This window comes from Pseudomonas weihenstephanensis (assembly GCF_016812185.1).
In the GTDB taxonomy this organism is placed as follows: Bacteria; Pseudomonadota; Gammaproteobacteria; order Pseudomonadales; family Pseudomonadaceae; genus Aquipseudomonas; species Aquipseudomonas weihenstephanensis.
Window position 1 is genome coordinate 66,918 of sequence record NZ_JAAEBV010000001.1, and the last position, 18,776, is coordinate 85,693.

Sequence of the window (18,776 nt, forward strand, 5' to 3'; positions counted from 1 at the left end):
TTATTTCTCTCCTTGTAATCTCCTTACAATTTGTTGAAGCGCGGTTACTTGTTCGTCTGCGCGCTGGGCTTGCTCGATAAGAAATCGAGAAGTGTCTGGGTGTAACTCGGCTTTACCATTGCTGATTGGTCCACAACTACCTGTGACGTTGCAGACGGTTGAATCTGCGAGCTGGACTGACAGCCTGATACCGTCAGCGCGCAGCCTATCAATAGTACGGTTAGCCACAGCCTTACTGTTTGCGCTGTAGTCCTGCCAATTCTTCGAGACTTCGTTAAGAGCCTTTTGAGTTGCTGCACGTTCTTCCTCCCGTTCACTGTTGAGCTTTACAAGCTCCTGAGCCTTATCGTTGGATGCTTTAAGGTCCCGATCATGCCAGCCCTTGGAATAAATCCCAAGGACCAACAGACAGGCACAGGCAAGCCCCAAGATGATCTTGGTGATTGTTCCCATGGGTCTCCTTATTACTTAATGCGTAATTCCGTAAAGTTCATCATCAGAAAGGTCACGCACGGAATCCAGCGAAGACGCTAAGTCGCCCAATAGGGACGCATCAGGCTTCAACTTCTGAATAGTAAACTTGTGACGCTCTAACAGTTTCTCGATGGCGTTATAGAGTTGCGGGGTGCGCTTCTCTTCATTGCGAAGGTCGGCAAGCATGTAGCGAGCTTTTTCGGTGTCGATAGCTTCAAGTAGTTGTTCAAGTGGATTTTCGGACATTAGAGCCTCCTATGTTTTAACCCCCTTGACGGTCTTGTAGACCAAGACGCCGCATTGAGTCAGTGTGTAGATGATGGCCGCTGCATAAAACCAATCGGACATCGTTAAGCCAGCAAAGCGACTTGCTACATCAGCACCAGCCGCCGCCACAACGGGAGTGGCACGAAGCACACCTTCGTTGAAATTTAATTCGATCAATTTATAGTGCTCCTTTAAATAAAAGGCGTGTATCGCTCAGACACATAGATCCGCAATATGTCAGTTGCGGAACCTGACCAGCCCACCATTTTCAGGGTCGTATAATTTGCGTCCATCCATACTACGGCGTACCAAGCTCCTGCGTTGGATAAGAACCACTCTACACCTACGGCCGGGAACGCAAGTACGGAAGGTAGGCGTTTTGTACTGTTAGATTTGTCGGAGACCCAAACAGTGTCGTAGATGTCCATGCGTTCCCTAAACGTGATTGTAGTGTTTCCCGCGAAGGTTCCTTCAAAAACTAACCTTTCACGCATGCGCCACCGCGCGCCCGCATTCTTCCACTGTAGAACTGCACGATGTAGCACCAGTTCATCGTAAGTAGAGCCGCCGAGGTATAAAGGGGATTCAATGTTTCCTTTAGTGCTTATCCGAGATTGCCGCGCACCATTCTCCCACAGAGAAACTTCGTGGGCATTTAGAGTTGATTGAGTGGTTAACGCGTCTGTACATGATATTGAGCCGCCTGCTACGACATTCCCCGATGCTTGCCAGTTACCTGTTACAAAGCCACCGGCATTGACATTAATATAACTTGTGAAAGAAGTGGCTGCATCAATTACAAGATTGCTCCTATAACCTACGATCTTGTCTGTAGCCATACGTGATGTTGCAAGGCCGTAGGGATATTTCCAATAAACCCACGCGTTATCAATCTGACTAAGAGTTCCCATAAATTGGTTAGCGCTACCTAACTTCCCGGCCTCAACTTTTGCTCTATCCGCTTCAGTGCGCGCCCTGTCGGCTTCACTCTTAGCAATGCCTGCCTGAGAAGTCGCAGAGTTTGCCTGAGAGGTTGCCCTGTCGGCTTCACTCTGAGCAATGCCTGCCTGAGAAGTCGCAGAGTTTGCCTGAGAAGTCGCAATTACCGCTTGCGCTACCGCGATTCCTGCTTGAGAAGTCGCAGAGTTAGCTTGAGTCGTTGCGCGATCCGCTTCACTTTTTGCTATTCCTGCTTGGGCAATGGCAATGCCTGCCTGAGAAGTCGCAGAGTTAGCTTGCGAAGTAGCCCTGTCGGCCTCTTGCTGTGCCCGGTTCGCTTGATTTAGCGCTGATCCTGCCCACGCCTTTTGTTGGCGTAGGTTTACTGCATCCCCGTCGCCCAGACCATCTGCGACATTTACAATGCGCCGACCGCGAGCATCTAAGTCGCCGTCATTGTTCACACCGATAGTATCCGCTGTGAGGTCCCGAGCTTCCTCAGCAATATGCAAAGATTGAACCTGCGAGGTGTTTAAATCGTAGGCCCGAAGGACGGAACCGTCTGAAAAGTCCACAAGTCGTTCTGTTGCCGAAGTGACCCGGCGAATCTCTATGCTATTGAACAGGTCACCGGGACCCCAGGCCTTGGTGGTCGTAATGGTTCTCTTCGTTGCAAAGCGGTAATCAGAGTTCGCAATAAGAACTCGTCGAGTGGCGCCTACAAGGGTGATCACAACGAACTTACGAGCGAGGTATTCAAAAGGGATATCAAAGTCTTTACGGGACCCGTCGAGCGGATACGTAAGGACTGTCTTTGGTGCGGCCATGTAGTCCTCCTTTGTAATAGGCAAAAGAAAACCCGCTGTGTGAGCCGGGTTCTAATAGTGAGTAGTTTTGGGACTTATCGAATCTCGACGCCTTGAGACTCCATCATCATTAGCAAAAGCTTTTGTGTGACTGGATCGTTAGGCACGAGCCCACGCAGGCCATTGAAAACGCCTGTCATGTACTCTTGATCAGCCCTACGGGAGTCGGAGCCCAAGGCCCCAAAAGCGTTGTAGCCAGCCTGATAGCCGTTCGCCAGGACGCCCATGGCGGGGACCTGTTCAGTGACACGGCCAAGAAACCCGGTGAATCGCTTGTCCTGGGTCGCGCTGTACTTCATTGCGCCCTCTTCAGGTTTCTCCTTGACCCCTCGTGGAAGGATCGAAGAGCGCACAGCGGCGCCCTGGTCGAATCCGAAAGGAGCCGCAACGATATTCAGCAAGCCCAGTGGTGCCCCAATGTGAGAGCTACGAGACAAGCCCGCGTAAGCCAGCATCTTGGGATCAAGGGAACTCTTCAAGAACCCCTCGCGCTGGTCCTTTGGCATGCCCGACGCTTGGCTGTACTTCATGCCTACGTAAGTGGACACAGCAAGGCCCGTGGAGAGAACCGCTTGCAAAGTCTGATCAATCGCCCGGTCGTTCTTCGTAGCATCGTGATAGCCCCGAACCAACCGAGAGTTAACGGAGCGCATCGTAAAGTTCTTGAACTGCATAGCCATCTTGACCCCTGCCCCGTAAGCCTGGGTATCGGCAGAAGACAAAACGTGTGGGCGTAGGATGGTCTCGTGGGCAATCTTGTCGCCCATCCGCCACATGTCCATTGTCCGAGGGTCGCGCTGTAGAGCTGCACGGTCCTTGATGGTGTACTTGCCCTTCCCGTCGACAGTCATGTGTTCTCGAATAGCGGCCTTCATTCCCTCGAATTGCTCGGGACTGATCGACATCGAGTGAAGCCTTTGGGGCTCAAACAGGCCCGATTTACGGCCAGCTAAAACGTGGTCCACAAGGTCCGACAGAACACCCGACCGCCCCGCGTCTGCGATGTAGTTAGAGGACTCTGTAAGGAACTTCGTGAACGGTGAACGGGCCGATACTTCCTGTGTGACGTACTTAGCAGTCCCCACGACGTTTGCCATCAGCGGGTTTACATCAGCTTGGTCCCGAAGGCGCTCAACGATGTCCGTCCGAGTTGGCCGAAGGTGGTTATCCAGCTCACGTCCGAACACCATTGAGTGCATGTCCTTCAAGTCCTTAGCGCTGATCTTGGAGCCCCACTGAGTCATCTCACGAAGCAAAGGGACGCCCTTTAAGAGCATGTGTGTATGCCCCTTCGTGATCATGCCCGCCACTTCCGAGATTGACTGAACACCCATGTAGGCATTCTTTGCGACAAAGCCCAGGTCCGAGAGGATCCGCGCAGTGGTGGCTAAGGCCCCTTCCGCGTCACGACGTGCCCGACCTGTGAGAATCTTTAGGGACTCTTCAAGCGCTGCCCTCTCGACCTTGCTGGGGGCTTTGACCTGGGAGATGTCGTGTAGCAATTCCCCCGTGGTTCGGCCAGTGGCGCCCATAATTCCGATGTCACCGTTAACACGGCGGTCATAGCTCGGAGTGATGCGGCCCAAGTCAAACTCCCGAAGGTCATTGACTGCGAACTGTGTCCCATCCGAAAGAGGCACGGACATATCAGAATCAAATAGGTGCCGCCCTTCGAGGAAGTTGTTAGAAGCCAATCCCATTTCCCCGGGAATGCTGCCGTGGTCACCTACGGAAAGAAGGGTGGAACCGTCGAAGTCCTCAGACTTGGCGATACCGAAAGCCTTACGTGTGGCGTAATCCTCTACGGCGGCTTGCAGGTCCGACGGTTCCAACACGCGACCTTCACGGGCTGCCTGATCCGTCAGGAACTTATCTACCCGAGCCTTTACGTGTGGTCTTGCTGCATAGCTGGCGAGCCAGGATTCAGAGATTGCATGCTGTAGTCCTTCCTGGCCCCCGAACTTCTGAAGGTGAAGTGCCTTGGCTGCCGTCGAGTAGACGTTGGGAATGTATGAGCCAGCGTGGCGAGTCTCTGGGAGGATCGCTCTGGCATTCCGATTGCCGAACTGTGCAGGCGCTGCAAGGTAATCCGCCTTACGGTCGTAATGACCCTTTACGGTTTCCATCAGCTTGCGTTCACCTTGGGTTAGTTGAGCCGCTTTAGCCCCTGTGGTGTCCTCAACGGCTTCAGCAACACGACGGTTCACCATGTCCATGTGAGCCTGTCGGCCCCCTGCCTGAGTAGCAAACTGAGGGTCCTTAATGGCCTCCAAGAGCTGCTCAGACATCTTGTTGTACGTGACATGATCCTGGGACGCTGTACGTTCAATGATGTCCGAAGCAGTCGCCCCGAACTTGCCATTAGACCCGCTCACGGTCCCCGTAGGAGACCTGAAGAGCTGGCCGCCGATGTCCCTCACAGCCTGGTTCTCGGAGCGCAACAGTGTGTAGCCAATCTCCGTAAAGCCACCCATCGAAACCCCTCGGGCCGCTCTCTCCGCTGGTTCTTCCATGAACTGTTCAGCATCACGGATAGTCATCGGGTTTAACGGGTTGTTGGCTGAAAGAATCGAACCGTCTTGCAGACGAACTGCGCCGGGCTCGCTTGGGTGTGGGACTACCTCAATCCCGCCGATGTTCTCAGGCGTTTCCCCAGCCTGCCAAGGGAACCGCGAAGGGTCATCCATGCCGGTCTGTCGGGCTGTCTCACGTGCTTCCAGGCGAATCGCAGCGCTCGCAAAAGGGTTGTTATCAAAGCTCTCCATTTCAGGGTGTAGGTCGAACCGCTCGTTAGGTAAAGCCGACTCTCCGTGCATCGCCAAGGTTTTCTCCAAGAGGTCATCAGGGACTTCCTCACGTGGTGCCTTGACGGCTCGCTGTGCCGCCCGATCAAACAGAGCTGTAGCACCGGCACCAAAGAGAGCCCCACCGACCAAAGCGGTCCCGTAGTGCCCCTCGATACCAGTAGCCGCCTCACGGAGACCTTCGGACGCAACAGCACCCGCACTACCGTACACAGCGCCTTGCGCCAAACGGGAAACCAAACGGGCCCCTGTAGCGCCTGGGAGTGGTGCGTAGGTCATTGGATCAACACCGGCTGATACAAACCCGCCGACTATCTGAGCCCCTGTACCCGCCCCCCGGATTCGAGCCTCATAGCCAGCATTCTCCTTCGCCATCGCAATAGCCTGAGGGAGATTTGCCCGTTTGCCCTTCGAGTAATCCATGATGAAACCGAAGTATTGAGGGTCTACGCCCTCCTTGCGGATCATCTCGAAGTCGTCACGAGTCCAAGAAGAGGTATCTGTAGGGTTCGCCCACTCCAACGGGTCCACGGTGTCCTGTGTTGCGTAGCGCAGAATCGAGGGAATTGGGGAAGTAATAACAGAGGCTTTCGTAGCCTCGCCCGTCCCCTCGAAGAACGTCTTTTCTGGCTTCGCCATCGACAGGTAATCGGGCTGGGTCACTGGGGCTTCGCCACCCTTAAGACCCATTGCGCCAAGACTTGGGAGGTCCTGGCCTACGTGAATGGGGTTGGTGGCTGTAGTCCCCTGAGTGGCGTCCTCAAAGGATACAGCCTTAGCCTTTGGGTGAATGCCTGGGTCGGTCACCTCCAGGGCATCAAAGTATTTCCGCGAAGGGCTATCACCGGACACGTCCAAGAGATTGCGCATGTAGGTCTGACCTTCCGGGCTGATCTTGGAGAAGTCGCCTTGATCCAATGCGGCCAACTGAGGGGAACCGAGCCGACCTTGCCCCTGGTTATACGCAAGGGCTGTTTTCAGCAAGTCACCGCCATAGGCGCCTTTGAGGTCCTTAAGGTGGCGCATGACAGCCGGGATTGCCTTCTGTGGGTCCATGCGGTCCTCAGGACTCATAAGACCATATGCCTTCCCGGTCGCCTCTGTGAACTGGCCCAACCCGAGAGGACCTGTGGGGCTCTTCGCTTCGGTCTTGAACCGGGATTCATTGAAGATCAGCTTATGGGCGAAGTCGTAGGGCACGCCCTCACGGTCTGCCTCTTGGCGAATCATGGAATCAAACGGAGTCCCTTTTGCCAGGACCTGGGTGTATTCGTCTTTGCTATTCAAAATGTCCTCCTTGTGGTTACTGTTTGCGGGCACCTCCCAGAATCCAACGCTCGTGCAAGTCGTTAATGCGCTCGGCGCTTTTAACTCCGTCATCGAATCGTTTCTGTTGGGCCGTCGCTGCTTTTTCCTGGGCGTGCTTCTGCATGTCTTCACGGCTGATACGCATGCGCTTGCCGATCATGTTCGAGATATAGAGAGCGCCACCCTTGCTCTCGACGGTCATCCCACCGCCCCCCCATTCGGAATCTTTGCGTAGGGCCTGCATGGTTTCGTCTATATGCGCCTTCCCGGTTTCCCAAGATGCCGAGTCGTTCGGGTCTACCATCAAGTCCCGTTTGCTAATCATTCCGTGGAAGCTGTTTGAGCTGTTCCACCCGTTGTCCTCGACAAAGGACACAGTGGTTTTCTTGAGGTAGTCAGAGACTGCACGGGAGGCTTCGTTGGAGTCGCCAGAACGCAGTGTCACCGCGTCAAACACGGCTCTTGCCTGGGTCTCGAAGGCGCCCGGTAGAAACTTCAGCTCCTTCGCGTTGCTGTCGTTCTTAATGGATGCCCACTGCTCATTCCTGTACTTCTGTTCATCCTGGGATAGCCCCTTCTTGGACTTCTCGGCGTCGATAAGAACCTGAGGGTCAATGCCGGATTCTGCTGAGTAACGGAGTTTCTCCAAGAGCCCCGCTTGGTCCGGGAAGAGTTGAGAGATTGTCGCGGGGTCTGCTTGATAGGCTCGCTGAAGTTCCTTGAGCCGTGGCATGTCACCCGCTGGCTCTGGGCTAATCAACGCCCCCTGCCATTCCCGAGAGGCGTCCGTAATAAGCGTCCCGAAGGCTGCTTGAAACGGGCCTTTGTCATAGTCGGCTCGCAACAGCGAAGCCTTCATAGCGTCTTTCTGATCATCGGGAATCTGCAAGGCGTCTACCTGACCCAGTTTCTTTGCCGCGTAGGTCGCCATATCACTCGCCTTCATCTCCCCTGTGTTTTCGTTAACCGGGAGAAACTTGGGATCAACCGAAACGTTTTCCCCATTCATGCGACGGGTGTAGGCATCATCAATTACAAGCTGTCGGTTGTCCGCCTGGGCTGCCTGTTGGAGCTTCACCAGTCCTTGCTGTGACGACTGAGCCACTTTGTGTGAGAGCTGCGACTTTGCGTCGATCAGCATTTGCCGCTGAGGCGTCATCTCGGGACCTGCCTGCAACCAATCATTACCCTGTTCGAGCTTGTTGAGCATCTGCCAGCCAGCAGCCGGATCAACCTGATTGATGGCGTTGGTGATACCTAATTGAAAAGTCTCGTTGCGCTTGGAGTCTCGTGTGTAAGAGGCCCCCATAGCTTTAACTCGAAGGTTCTCGTAGACCTCAGGGCCCAATAGATCCTTTACCCGGTGCTGTGCCCCATAGACGTTTAGCGTCTGGTCCCCCAGGTTATCCAAAAGAGTAGTACCGCCCTCTTTGTTAACGGCCTCTGAAGCTACCTGCTGAATTGCCTGGATAGCGTGGTGGTCGCTCGGGAAGAGCCCCGACTGAAGCCCTGTGTTGATGTAGTTAGAAAACCATTGGGCGCTTGCAGGGTTAGACATAACCTTTGGGTCATCGAGCATCGGTTGTGTATCTGCCCGAGTCTCAACAACCGATTGGGCCTCAAAGTTCTTGGAAATCCATTGGCCGTGCAAGTCGTAAACAGCAGCGTTGCGGTTGGTGATGTCGGTGTTAAAGCCCTTCTGATACAGCGTATCGTTCGGGTCAATGCCTGCATCCTCCGCGTAGCTCTTGCTGACCATCTCCATGCGAGTCTGTCGGTATTCGTCAAGGTCCTTGCGAGTTCGGAAGGTGCCCTTCTGAATCTCTTGCTGAATCTCGGAGTCGACCTGATAGGCAGCATTCCGGCCCGACTTCAGGCGCAGTTGATTCATTGCGTCCGGGTCATCTTTGTACAGAAGCGTCCCGTCAGCGATTGCGGACCGGCGCTGCTCTGGGCTCAGCTTTCGGATTATCTCGTTAGAGCGTTCATCAGCGGTTTGTTGCTGCTGCTCCCGCATGGCACCGTAGGCGGCTCCCGAGTTTTTCACGAAGTTCGCCATGCCTTCAGCGAACCCGTTGCTGCCCGTGTAATCGCTTAGCTGTCGTTGCGCCTGGAAGTTACCCCCACCTTGCGCGGTGAAGCCCTTACGTTTCGCTGTGGTCTGCTGCGACTGGCTTAGTGCCTGTTCAATCGAATTCATTTAGTGGGTCCTCCTTGTGGTGTCCCAGCGCCTTTAGGTGCTGCCTTCGAGAAGCCGCCGCCTGCGGCGTAACCTCCAAGACCCGCTCCGACGATGTTCAAGGCATTCGCGATGTTGTTCACCTTCGCACCCTGGCCACCACCGCCGCGCACAGCCGAACGGGCATTCTCCACAGCACCGACACGGTTCTGAAAGATCGCCGCATAGTCGCGGTTGTAGTTATCGGTAATGTTCATCTTCTCGGCTGAGGCTTCGTTGTCAGCAGAGCGTCGGATACGGTCAATGGAGTTACCGGCCATGCCAGACTCACCCACTGCCGCGTTGATCGTTCCCTGATTGCGAAGGGCCTGTAGATTTACTTCTGTGAGCTGGCGTTGCGCCTCTTCACGTTTGTCTACCATCGTTAAGGCCGTGTCCGCGTCCTGCATGTTTGCTTGCTTGATTATTTCCTGTTGGTTCTTGCGCTGGGCATCTGTAGCAGCACCTTTAGCCTTAGCTTGTTCGGATGCTCCCATGGCTGCGCCAGCTACAGCGACCACGGCCAAACCAATAGAAACCGGTTCGCACATTGGTGACCTCCTATAGCCAGAATTGACGAAACCTACATCCAGCCGGGCTCATTACATGCCCTTTATCAAAGGTGGCACCGAGCGAATTCAAGAGGCGGATATGGGCGTGATTGTCCACGGACACACAATTGGTCAGTGGTGTGTTGTTGGGTAGCTCGTCTTTCACGAGCGCCAAGTGTTCCTTAAGGATTCGGTAGAACCGGAATCGCTCGGACTTCTTAAGCATGCCTACGACATTCGTAGTCACGAACCAAACAACCCCCTGAGCGTGCCCACCAACGGCCAGCACGAGAGCCCCACACTTGATCGCGTGAGTTGTTTCGTCGAGGGCTTTCGGGAGTACGTCAGAGGGTGTTCGGCCAGATTGAAGAGAATGGAATTCCGCAAGGTCACCAGCGGATAAGTCGAGGGATGCGGCCCATAGGTCCCCGTGTGTTGCCTTTACTTTGTACATGCGTTGAGCCTCCCTATTGTTCGTAATAGTGAGGACTTTTGGAGCTATCACACCCCAGCAGAACGACGCATGTAGTTAGCTTCCCAGCCTGCCCCGATGATCTTTAAAGGCACTGGGGCCGCGCTGTAGATCGTTACTCGCTGAGCCTTGGCGTTGCCTGTAACCGGGAACTTGAACTGCCCTGTGCCAAGCATCAGAGAGCCAAGAACGGTCTCTGTGCCGAGGCGGCCACCGGCCATCTGGTAGACGTACTCTGTTGACCCATTGTTGACGTTGACCTGAAAGAACCCCGAGGTCTCGTAGTTCACCCAGGCGCGCCGAAGCTGCAACCGCCCAGTGTCCTCGGTAGCGCTGGTGCCATCGTCGGCGGTCTGCTTGATCAGAAACTTGCTGAACTCATACTGGAATGCGTATTCCTGGCCGACGATAAACGTCTGATCCCGGCGATCCCCTATAAGGACCAACCGTGCATCCGCTTCCCATGTAGTCACCGGCTCGTGACGCTCAAGTACGCCTCGTTGGTCAAGGGTGAAGAACACAGCCGTGAGGTGCGGAAAACCACCATAGATGTCCTGAAGGTTCAGGTAAGACTCGTTCAAGTCCTCGTTGTACTGGGTAACCTTGGCTACCTTCTTCATGTCCATGTAGCCCCTGTAGGGCTCTTCTATGAAGTCCACGGTGTTACTGGTGAACTCGACACGCTCCAGAGTGACGCCCATGGCTCTCTCAAGAATCAGGTACATATAGGACCCGATGGAAGCAGCCGCGAGAATCCGTACGTCATCCCCGAAGGTCCAGTGAGACCAAGCCTGCTGCACCAGTTCTTCACGTAGGTATAGGAACTTGTAGAGGTACAGACGGTGTTCCACCGAATCCGAGAGGACCGACACGAAGTTCTCCGTCCCTGACCCATGGATGTTGTAGACGGTGTTCGGAACGTAGCTCGGAATATGCGCAGAGACATCCTCAGCAGACTTCACCGAGGAAACATCCTGTACCGCATAGTACCTTTTTACCGACGTGAAGGACGCGCGTGGAGACGCAAAGTAAACACCTCGGCCAATCCCCCACGGTCGGGCACCATCGCTCACGTCAAACTCCGTCGTGAGGTCTAATTGAATCGTCTTGCTCGACATGATGCCCTGAGAGGTCAACACGAACTGAGCTTGATCAGACCACAGCAGCAACTGTTCGGAGAAAGGAACGGCATATTTAAGGATGGAGATTCGGTTGTGGGACACGGCCACGTCGATAGGGTCGTCATCACTGAGGACGCTCACGGACGCCGGGAAGAAATTGAAGTACTTCGCGGTCCTCGACATGATTACGTTTTCCCCAGAGAGGAAACCGAGGCGGTTCCGAAAGAAGAACACGTCGTTAATCGTCGCGTCCACGAAGGAACTCATAGGGTTGGTGGTGTCGTCCCCAGAAGTCCGGCCAGCCCACGGAAGAACCTTACAATCAAACTGTCCGTCCTCCGCTCTGACAAGCCCATGGGGCATGGTCTCGGCCTTGAAGCCTTCGATGATCCCAGGCTTAACGGTTTCCTTCCAGACCTGGCCCTTTGCGTCATAGCGGACCCAGTAGTTATCGCCTGAGCGTGTAGCCTCGCCGGTGATTTCCACGAGGTATCCGTCCTTACACTGCAACGGCAGCTTTGAGAAGGTTTGGACCTGATAGATGAACGCGGAGATAAGCTGATTCGCGTAGCCGTCCGCTGTAGTGATCTTGTCTATCAGCGTGCCAGCGGTCTTCGGCTCTATTAGGACCCAACCGGGGCCCGCCTCCCCTTTCCACAGGGCAGTTGCGTTGACCTGGGTAGCGATGGCCTTGGCAATGAACTGAGCGTCAGTCTGGGCAACCTGCTCAACAGCGTTACCGTTTGGCATCACAACGTTCGCCACCACTGCATCATTGACGCTAACCGTTAGGGTGCGGCCATATTGCCCACCACGGACGTTCACAATTGCCCGACTGGTCAAGGCTGGGTAGCCTGCCTGGGTCATCGTTGAATTCAATGCGACCACCTTGAGGCGGTTCACAACAAACGTGTAGTCGGCCACGGTGATTAACCGTAGGTCGTCCCGAGGCCGGTCGCAGTTCGCATACCCATCGTACCCACGGACGCTGTAGGAGTTCCCGAAGAGGTCAACTACGTTAATCCCAGTGCCGGTAAACACCATGTAATACTGTTCTTTCTCGTCACGGTTCACGAGGTGAATAAGTGGTTTATCACCAAACAGCCCAATGTTACCTAAGCGCTTACGGAAAGTGGTTGGTGGTCTCTTTTGTAAACCTTCCGTTTCCGAAGACCACCCGTTCTCTTGAAACTCGCCCTGGTTACTAAAGCGTAAAATATCCGGCTGCTGTGAAACACCTCCTTTGAGGTTCTTAATACTTTGAGAAACAAGACCCATATAGCCCTCCCTGTTAATTATCCCCGTCCGATCTGGCCCCCTACGAAAGCGTCACCGTCAAGCATGTTGAAATTCCCATAATCCAATTCGTATTCCTGAACACTCGCCCAGTGAGTTGCTTCCTCTTCTGCAAGAGAACCTTCAATCTCCCCGGCGCCGAAGAAACTCATGTTGAACTTACGCGCCGCCTTAGCAACGATGTACGAGCGAAAACACTCAGGCATCTCGTTGTATTCACGCAGGCGAATAAGATCAGCAGTAATAGGGTTACGGAACACATCCGTCTTCGCTTGGCGGTCGAAAAGAAACCCACCGCGATTCACATAGAGAGAACCGCCAGAAGTCGTAATTTTCAGGTAGTCGGAAAGGTATGTAATGAGGCCCGAGAACTGATCAGGAAGAAGTGTTGCCCCTTCCTCAATGTTGAATGTCCAGCCCTTTGCCTGAACCTCTCGGTTTATCTTTGCCAGGATTCTCCGGCAATTCGCCACGTCTGCGTTTGGGTCACCTTCAAGCGAACTTACGGGACTCTCCCCGATAGCTGCGAGCATGTCGTTAACAGCGCCCAGTTCCTCGTCAGACTCAAGTGTTGCTTCAATAGAGCGCGACATTTATTCCTCCTTATGTTTCTCCTTAAGTTGTGAATAAAAAAAACCCTCAAGGCCCCGTTAAGGACCCCAAGGGTTTGTTTGTTCTTTACGTGTTACTTGGCTTTCACCGCATCGAACACCAGAGCGCCCGCAGCTTCAGGACGCAAGCCGCCGTGACCCATCGCGTAACGACCGATAATCTGGTCAGCTTGGTATTCCGAGCGACGTGCACGTTCCAGGGCCATATCACGCAGCTTCACAGTGCCGACAGCCGAGCGATGGTTGAACAGACCCACAACGTTATCGAGGGCCACTCGGACATCACCACCAGCAGCCGCAGGGAATGCGTGCTTACGGTTAGTACCGGCCAAGTCATCGCCAGCACCGCCAGCCGTCAGGTGTGGAACCTCAATTACCTCGAAGCTCATTACGTTCCGGATGTTGCCGGTTTCTGGGTCAGTCAGCGCCGAGAAATTCGCAGCGTTGGGCAGCAGTGCAGCCAGGATTGCCGAGTAGTTTTCCGGCGTGGTGTAGAACTTACGGTCAGCAGCGGGAACGTAGTTTTTAGTCAGCTTGGCACGGGCAATAGTCAACTGAGCCAGGATTGCCAGACCCAATTTAGCCGGGTCCGTCAGGTCAGCAGCTTTACCAACGCTCAGAACCGACGCGCTCCCCAAGCCTGCAATGTTTTCATCGTTGGCCGCTGGCAAGTTGCACAGAGCTGCCATTTCAGCCAGGACCGCACCATCAGCAGCGATAGCCAGAGCTTCGCCCAGTTGCGCCGAGTATTCAGCACGAACGTCGTAATGGTTCATTGCGTCTTCGATGTCGTAAATCAGCACATCGGAAGCCAACAGGCCGTCAATCTGAATCACTTTTTCGGAGTGCTTAATGTCACCGCGTTTGTCATCCAGGCTTTCACCCGGTGCCAAGTAGTAACCGCCAGTCCGGCCCATAACAGGGAAAGAGGCAGACTTACCGTTCTGAATAGTTCGGACCATATGTTTATCCATGGTCACAGCCCGGCGCATAAATGCGGTCAGAACTTCACCACCAAAAACTTTCAGAAACAGCGCGAGCTTGTCGGCTGGGGATTGACCCTTGCCCTGGTTAGCACCTACTTGTTGACCGCCTTTTGCATTTGCCATTAATAAGCCTCCTTGTATTTAGTTCTTTATTTCCTCTTTGGAAAAGTTAGGGATAAGCAAGCAGACACAAACCGGCCTCCCTCAGAACTGAAGGAAACTTGCCGACCTATGTTGTCTGTTGCTAATAGTGAGGGGTTTTGTTTACCAGTTAGAAACCGCTACGCGGGCTTCAACTTTTGCTCGGAAAGATGCGTCTTCGCGGTATTCACGAGAACTCATGTCCTTAATCATGTCAGCCTGTGAGGTGTAACCATCAGGACCAGCGACACTACGGCCAGCAGGTGCAGCAGCTCGGCGGTTCAAAGTCCGCGAAGGGCTCTTACCGAACTTTTTGGTTTGGCTCGCCATACCCAGGTTAATGGTCGTACGAATAGCGCCCAGGTCTTGCCGAGAGATAGCATCCGCGAGCATGTCAGCCGCATCAGGGCTGTTCGCCTGTAGGTGCTTGCAGATACGTTGGAATTGCTCCTTACCGCCTGCAAAGTCCATGATCTTGCCCACGAAAGTTTCCGCGAGAGCTTCTTGGCCCTGCATGAAACTATTCACAAAACCACGGGAGTAACCGGCTTTCTCAAGCTGAACATAGGAGTCTTCTGAGAGCTGCCCGTTTTCTTCGTACTCGGACTCAATGCGATCCGCTACGACGTCAGGAAGACCAGCTTTAACAGCCTGGGCGCGCATCTGGTCAAAGCCTGCTGCGTAATCGTCGATCTGTGCGGAAGCTTTGGTAAGTTCCTCAGAGGGCTCGCCAAGAGGTTTAAAGGCGTCCTCTTCGGATTCCTCTTGTTCTTCCTCTTCGCCTTCTTCTTCGGACTCACCCTCTTCTTCTTGTTCTTCCTCCTGTTCCTCTTCGAGCGATTCCGGTTGTTCCGGGTCATTGAGGGTCAGGCTATCGTCACCATCACGGGCGCTTACATCAAGAGCAAGCATGTTTTGCTCATGCTCAGAAATATCGTTCGAGCTAATAACAGCATTGTTAACACCGAAGCTCGCATATACATCGGCAGATTGCAGAACATGGCCCATAGCAGCAGCCAGCATATTAAGACGCATTCAAATCTCCTTATCGGATTAAATAGAAGGCGAACAGATTCCCGAAGTTGTCTGCTCGCAATAGTGAGGGTTTTAAATTAAGCGCCTGGGGGAGCCATCTCGACGCCAGTAGCGTCCATAGCGCCCTGTAGGTTCTCTGGGGAAGCTGTCGCCTGAGCTGCCAGACCGGCGCCCATACCTGCGGCTGCCTGCTGACCACCTTGAGCGACCATCGCTTCTGCCTGCCGTTTGGCCTTGTCGGCATCGGTAAGGAGAAGACCAGAGGTGTCCATGCCGATAGCGTTCGCCAATCGGATTTTGAGATTGCTCATGTTGATATCGGGGTCTTGGGCAAGCGGTGCGATGGCCTGTAGTCCCGTGAAGAACTGTTGCAGCTTGTCCAGGTCCTGGCCGCGTCCGAGCGCTTCCAAACCGGTGCTTACGGTTGGCTCTACGGCCTCCTTTGGCATGTCTGGAATCTGGGCGGTTGCCTGAAGCTGAGTAAGCAGGATTCGCACGATAGGCAGTTGCAGTTCCTGGGAGAGAATCGAGTAGACGCCCCCTAAGGTGTCCTCCAGTTCGCTTGCGACATACCGAATCTCTTCTGCTGTCACTCGTTCGCCGGATCGTTGAACCGCCGAGTTGAGCATGAAGACGTAAGCCAAGCGGCCCTCAATGGCATCAGCTACGGACTTGGCTACCGAGAAGTCAGCCGTCTTTTCAAGCTGCAAGAATTCGATGTCAGCCTTACGGCCCGCTACGAAGTCGCCCGTCTGGGCCTTGGTCAATCGACGTACCTGTGTGGAGCCGTTGGGGTTAACCAAACCGACCACCTTAGAGGCGATCATGGAAAACTTAATCATTGCTTCGTGCAGGTTTTCCAATGAGGTCAGGTCACCCAAATATTCCTCACAGTGCGACCGGCCATAGTGCTCGCCATCTCGCTTGGTCCATCTCACCGGAATCCAGGGGCACGCTTCACGGGGGTATTGCCCATCGGTGCCGTCTACTTCCTCGCCGTTCACTTCCTGGTAGCTCAGGTAGTCCCCCGAGTCTTCATCGAGGTAAACATGGGTGTAGACCTCAATCTCTTCTTCCGGCTTGGTCTCCCCTTCGGAAGACAGAGCGTTTCGGACATCCTCAGGCAGTGCCGCATAGGCGACCTTATCCAAGGTGACAATCTGCAAGACGTTCCCAAAGGCGTCCCGCTGCACCACATACGAAGGCAACGGGTAGAGCTTCATTGGGTTGTAGCCCGTGTCGGAAGCGTCAGGCGGTGGAAGGTACAGGCAGCCGTTACCGGCCAGGGCAAGCTGTCGGATTAGCTCAAAGAGAGTGACCCGGTAGCTGTTCGATTCCATGTAGGCGAGCAAGATACGCTCAACCATGCCAAGGCCCTGATCAACGACCGCCAGTTGCTGTGGGTCTGCTACAAGCTGCTTCGCTTGCCACTCAGAAACCTTCAGCTTCATCCAGCTTTGCAGCGGGAACAGGGCGAGCATTACTTTTGCGGAGAGGTTGTTAAGGCCCCGAGCGCCAACGGCTTGCCATGGTGTGGTGTAGTTCGTTGAGGCGTTGTCGGAGGACTTGGGGAATAGCGAAGGGATGGTGACTTTTGCGCAGTTTTCAGCGCGGGTCTCGTAGGGTTGTCGGTCGTTCTTCAGCCGGTTATAGGCTGCAACTGCACTTTCCTCCCCGAGACCAGTTCGAGCCGTAGAGGCCATAAAGACCTCCTTAGACGTTCAGACCGGTCCCCGAGCTGCGGACTACTGAAAGCCCTCGTTTACCTTTGGCCTTTGCGGCGCGTTTTGCTGCTTCGGTGTCTGCGTCGTCGTCTACCTTATCGTCATTCTTCGGAGCCTCGACGACAGCAGCCGGGGCCGGTGCAGGCGCCTCAGGTGCGGCAACTTCTGGCGCCCTCTTATCGTCACCGCCGCCAAGGGGGTTAGATACAGCTTTTACTACCTTTTTGAATGCCTTTTTGAGAAAACCCATATAGACCTCCTTATGTTGAGCGTTGAAGGGCCCGCTTTACGGCGGTGTTAGATTTCTTGCTGGTTGAAGCTGGGGCCTTGACGGACGCTGTAGAGGAGCCGTCGCCGGAATCCTTAGTGCCCTTCTCGACTTTCAAACTTCCGATACCATCGTTTTCCCCGCCATCGTCCTTGCTGACATCCGACCCAAACTCAATGCCCTTAGGCTCTTCGAGATTCACTGGGGCGGGCGCAATGATTGCGTTAGGGTCTTGCTTTGGTGTCTTGACCTTGGATTTAAAACACATTCAATCCTCCTTAGTCGTCATCCTCGTTAGTTGCATTTCGTTGGGACATCATGAGTTCGCACAGCTCGGGCACAGAGCCCAAACCGTCCACAAACCCAAGAATGTATTGTTCGGAATAACCAGCTTTACGGAGGTCATCAATAACCCCGGTACGCTGAAGATATGAATAGTTGCAACGAACCATTAAGTATTGAGCTGAAGCATTCGGAATGTCCGGTATGTTCTCCGGGTCATCCAAAGTTTCCTGAATCACATGAAGCAAGAGACCTCCTTATCTTAGAGATGAACTTAAAGTAATCAGGGAGGACCCCTGCTGCTAATAGTGAGGGCTTTTAGTGTTGCGGCTGCCAAAGGATTGGTTTGCTGTTTTCAAAGTCCCAATCAGAAGCTCGAAGGATTCGCGCCACTTGAGCTTGAACAAGTAGCTCACCTTCCGTCATGCCCTTGGACTTCGCCAGGGAGACCATGCATTCCCACAGGGTTTCACCCTCAGGTTCACGAGCGGCCCAGAATTCGACCTCAAGGCCTTTACGGGGACCGGACTTCATGACCTTCGTTGCGGGGTAAAAGAACTGAGGGGCATCAAGGAACTGTCGAGCGCTCTCGGGGCCAAGACCTGGGATTCCCGTATAGCCGTCCGTGGTATCGCCCATTAGGGTTTGATACATGTGCCAGTCGTTTGCCTGATCCTCAGTGACGCGCAGGAACTCGCCTGTTGTCAGGTGCAGGAACATGCCGGGGACCGTTTTAAAGTCCTTGTCGCAGCTCACCGTAACCACGCGGTCACAGCCTGCAAGCTCGGGCTTGGTCGATAGGATCCCACAGACATCATCCCCTTCCACGCCGTCCCACTTAAAGGCTCGCTCGTGGCCGTAGTACTGCATGCAGGCTTCGACAAACGCCGGGTAACCCACTGGCTTGCGCTTGCCTTTACGGTTCGCCTTGTAGGTCTCAAGGACCTCTTTACGCCAGTTGTCAGCGCCAGACACGATGCACAGCGGAATCAACTCGAAGGGCTTCTTATTGCCCTTCTTCAAAGTCCGTTCGATGTCCGAAAGGATCGTCTTGATTGTGCCCGCCAGAATGCTCCGCGCCTTCTTGTGGTCGCACTCCAGGGACCAAACATCATCACCCCAGTCCACCTCATTTTCACTCGCAGACAACGCGGAGAAAATCAGGAAGTCCATGTCCAGGGCCACACCGATACGAGCGGTCATACGGCACCGCCGTGTTCACTCAGGAACAGTTGGCCCTTCGTGGTCAGCGACCAATAGCCCATGTTGCGGCCAGAAGTAGACACACAAGAAATATGACCTCGGGAGGCAGCCTCGGAGACCAATGCAGCGTTCTTTCGGTAAAAGTCCGACTGGTAGGTACGGGCCTCCTTTTTGATGGCGTACAGAGTGCGTAGGTATTCACCCATTAAG

General features: G+C 54.2%; 18 protein-coding genes. All 18 read right to left on the bottom strand.

The features are described 5' to 3' along the window. On the bottom strand, positions 1 to 453 hold the full coding sequence (locus GYN01_RS22820) for a lysis system spanin subunit (protein ID WP_203306395.1): 453 nt from the start codon (positions 451 to 453) through the stop codon (positions 1 to 3). Positions 454 to 468: 15 nt separating this feature from the next. After that, entirely contained in the window at positions 469 to 720 is a 252-nt protein-coding gene (locus GYN01_RS00305; protein WP_203306396.1) for a hypothetical protein, read from the bottom strand. 9 nt (positions 721 to 729) lie between these two features. Further along, positions 730 to 918, bottom strand: a complete 189-nt coding sequence (locus tag GYN01_RS00310) for a phage holin family protein (RefSeq protein WP_203306397.1) — start codon at positions 916 to 918, stop codon at positions 730 to 732. A gap of 14 nt (positions 919 to 932) precedes the next feature. Further along, positions 933 to 2,507: a phage tail fiber domain-containing protein gene (locus tag GYN01_RS00315; RefSeq protein ID WP_203306398.1), complete on the bottom strand. Its 1,575-nt coding sequence runs from the start codon at positions 2,505 to 2,507 to the stop codon at positions 933 to 935. A 74-nt stretch (positions 2,508 to 2,581) separates the two neighbouring features. After that, positions 2,582 to 6,637 carry a transglycosylase SLT domain-containing protein gene (locus GYN01_RS00320; RefSeq protein ID WP_203306399.1) on the bottom strand — a complete coding sequence of 1,352 codons (4,056 nt, stop codon included), beginning with the start codon at positions 6,635 to 6,637 and terminating at the stop codon, positions 2,582 to 2,584. A gap of 16 nt (positions 6,638 to 6,653) precedes the next feature. Next, positions 6,654 to 8,858: a hypothetical protein gene (locus GYN01_RS00325; RefSeq protein ID WP_203306400.1), complete on the bottom strand. Its 2,205-nt coding sequence runs from the start codon at positions 8,856 to 8,858 to the stop codon at positions 6,654 to 6,656. Continuing rightward, positions 8,855 to 9,427, bottom strand: a complete 573-nt coding sequence (locus GYN01_RS00330) for a virion core protein, T7 gp14 family (protein ID WP_203306401.1) — start codon at positions 9,425 to 9,427, stop codon at positions 8,855 to 8,857. The genes GYN01_RS00325 and GYN01_RS00330 overlap by 4 nt, the downstream gene beginning before the upstream one ends. Before the next feature lie 10 nt (positions 9,428 to 9,437). Further along, on the bottom strand, positions 9,438 to 9,881 hold the full coding sequence (locus GYN01_RS22600; protein WP_203306402.1) for a phage protein Gp13 family protein: 444 nt from the start codon (positions 9,879 to 9,881) through the stop codon (positions 9,438 to 9,440). A gap of 47 nt (positions 9,882 to 9,928) precedes the next feature. After that, positions 9,929 to 12,298: a phage nozzle protein gene (locus tag GYN01_RS00340; protein WP_203306403.1), complete on the bottom strand. Its 2,370-nt coding sequence runs from the start codon at positions 12,296 to 12,298 to the stop codon at positions 9,929 to 9,931. A gap of 17 nt (positions 12,299 to 12,315) precedes the next feature. Next, positions 12,316 to 12,909 carry a hypothetical protein gene (locus tag GYN01_RS00345; protein WP_203306404.1) on the bottom strand — a complete coding sequence of 198 codons (594 nt, stop codon included), beginning with the start codon at positions 12,907 to 12,909 and terminating at the stop codon, positions 12,316 to 12,318. 92 nt (positions 12,910 to 13,001) lie between these two features. Beyond that, complete coding sequence (locus GYN01_RS00350) at positions 13,002 to 14,036, bottom strand: major capsid protein (protein WP_203306405.1); 1,035 nt, start codon at positions 14,034 to 14,036, stop codon at positions 13,002 to 13,004. Positions 14,037 to 14,177: 141 nt separating this feature from the next. Continuing rightward, positions 14,178 to 15,089 (bottom strand): capsid assembly protein, encoded by a 912-nt coding sequence (locus tag GYN01_RS00355; RefSeq protein WP_203306406.1) that lies wholly within the window; start codon positions 15,087 to 15,089, stop codon positions 14,178 to 14,180. Positions 15,090 to 15,166: 77 nt separating this feature from the next. Continuing rightward, positions 15,167 to 16,792 (bottom strand): portal protein, encoded by a 1,626-nt coding sequence (locus GYN01_RS00360; RefSeq protein WP_203306407.1) that lies wholly within the window; start codon positions 16,790 to 16,792, stop codon positions 15,167 to 15,169. A gap of 10 nt (positions 16,793 to 16,802) precedes the next feature. After that, positions 16,803 to 17,063 carry a hypothetical protein gene (locus GYN01_RS00365; protein ID WP_203306408.1) on the bottom strand — a complete coding sequence of 87 codons (261 nt, stop codon included), beginning with the start codon at positions 17,061 to 17,063 and terminating at the stop codon, positions 16,803 to 16,805. A gap of 10 nt (positions 17,064 to 17,073) precedes the next feature. Further along, complete coding sequence (locus GYN01_RS00370; protein WP_203306409.1) at positions 17,074 to 17,349, bottom strand: DUF5476 domain-containing protein; 276 nt, start codon at positions 17,347 to 17,349, stop codon at positions 17,074 to 17,076. Positions 17,350 to 17,359: 10 nt separating this feature from the next. Further along, complete coding sequence (locus GYN01_RS00375; protein ID WP_338053143.1) at positions 17,360 to 17,602, bottom strand: phage protein; 243 nt, start codon at positions 17,600 to 17,602, stop codon at positions 17,360 to 17,362. Between the two features lie 79 nt (positions 17,603 to 17,681). Further along, positions 17,682 to 18,566, bottom strand: coding sequence for a hypothetical protein (locus GYN01_RS00380; RefSeq protein ID WP_203306411.1), 885 nt, complete (start codon positions 18,564 to 18,566; stop codon positions 17,682 to 17,684). Continuing rightward, a complete protein-coding gene (locus GYN01_RS00385) occupies positions 18,563 to 18,772 on the bottom strand; it encodes a hypothetical protein (RefSeq protein ID WP_203306412.1) in 210 nt (69 codons plus the stop codon). The genes GYN01_RS00380 and GYN01_RS00385 overlap by 4 nt, the downstream gene beginning before the upstream one ends. Positions 18,773 to 18,776: the final 4 nt, after the last annotated feature.

Bases quoted from the DNA above. Each gene is read 5' to 3' on its own strand.
- GYN01_RS00385 (WP_203306412.1), bottom strand. From the start codon at position 18,772: ATGGGTGAATACCTACGCACTCTGTACGCCATCAAAAAGGAGGCCCGT.
- GYN01_RS00315 (WP_203306398.1), bottom strand. From the start codon at position 2,507: ATGGCCGCACCAAAGACAGTCCTTACGTATCCGCTCGACGGGTCCCGT.
- GYN01_RS00350 (WP_203306405.1), bottom strand. From the start codon at position 14,036: ATGGCAAATGCAAAAGGCGGTCAACAAGTAGGTGCTAACCAGGGCAAG.
- GYN01_RS00370 (WP_203306409.1), bottom strand. From the start codon at position 17,349: ATGTGTTTTAAATCCAAGGTCAAGACACCAAAGCAAGACCCTAACGCA.
- GYN01_RS00345 (WP_203306404.1), bottom strand. From the start codon at position 12,909: ATGTCGCGCTCTATTGAAGCAACACTTGAGTCTGACGAGGAACTGGGC.
- GYN01_RS22820 (WP_203306395.1), bottom strand. From the start codon at position 453: ATGGGAACAATCACCAAGATCATCTTGGGGCTTGCCTGTGCCTGTCTG.
- GYN01_RS00330 (WP_203306401.1), bottom strand. From the start codon at position 9,427: ATGTGCGAACCGGTTTCTATTGGTTTGGCCGTGGTCGCTGTAGCTGGC.
- GYN01_RS22600 (WP_203306402.1), bottom strand. From the start codon at position 9,881: ATGTACAAAGTAAAGGCAACACACGGGGACCTATGGGCCGCATCCCTC.
- GYN01_RS00325 (WP_203306400.1), bottom strand. From the start codon at position 8,858: ATGAATTCGATTGAACAGGCACTAAGCCAGTCGCAGCAGACCACAGCG.
- GYN01_RS00365 (WP_203306408.1), bottom strand. From the start codon at position 17,063: ATGGGTTTTCTCAAAAAGGCATTCAAAAAGGTAGTAAAAGCTGTATCT.
- GYN01_RS00355 (WP_203306406.1), bottom strand. From the start codon at position 15,089: ATGCGTCTTAATATGCTGGCTGCTGCTATGGGCCATGTTCTGCAATCT.
- GYN01_RS00305 (WP_203306396.1), bottom strand. From the start codon at position 720: ATGTCCGAAAATCCACTTGAACAACTACTTGAAGCTATCGACACCGAA.
- GYN01_RS00380 (WP_203306411.1), bottom strand. From the start codon at position 18,566: ATGACCGCTCGTATCGGTGTGGCCCTGGACATGGACTTCCTGATTTTC.
- GYN01_RS00340 (WP_203306403.1), bottom strand. From the start codon at position 12,298: ATGGGTCTTGTTTCTCAAAGTATTAAGAACCTCAAAGGAGGTGTTTCA.
- GYN01_RS00360 (WP_203306407.1), bottom strand. From the start codon at position 16,792: ATGGCCTCTACGGCTCGAACTGGTCTCGGGGAGGAAAGTGCAGTTGCA.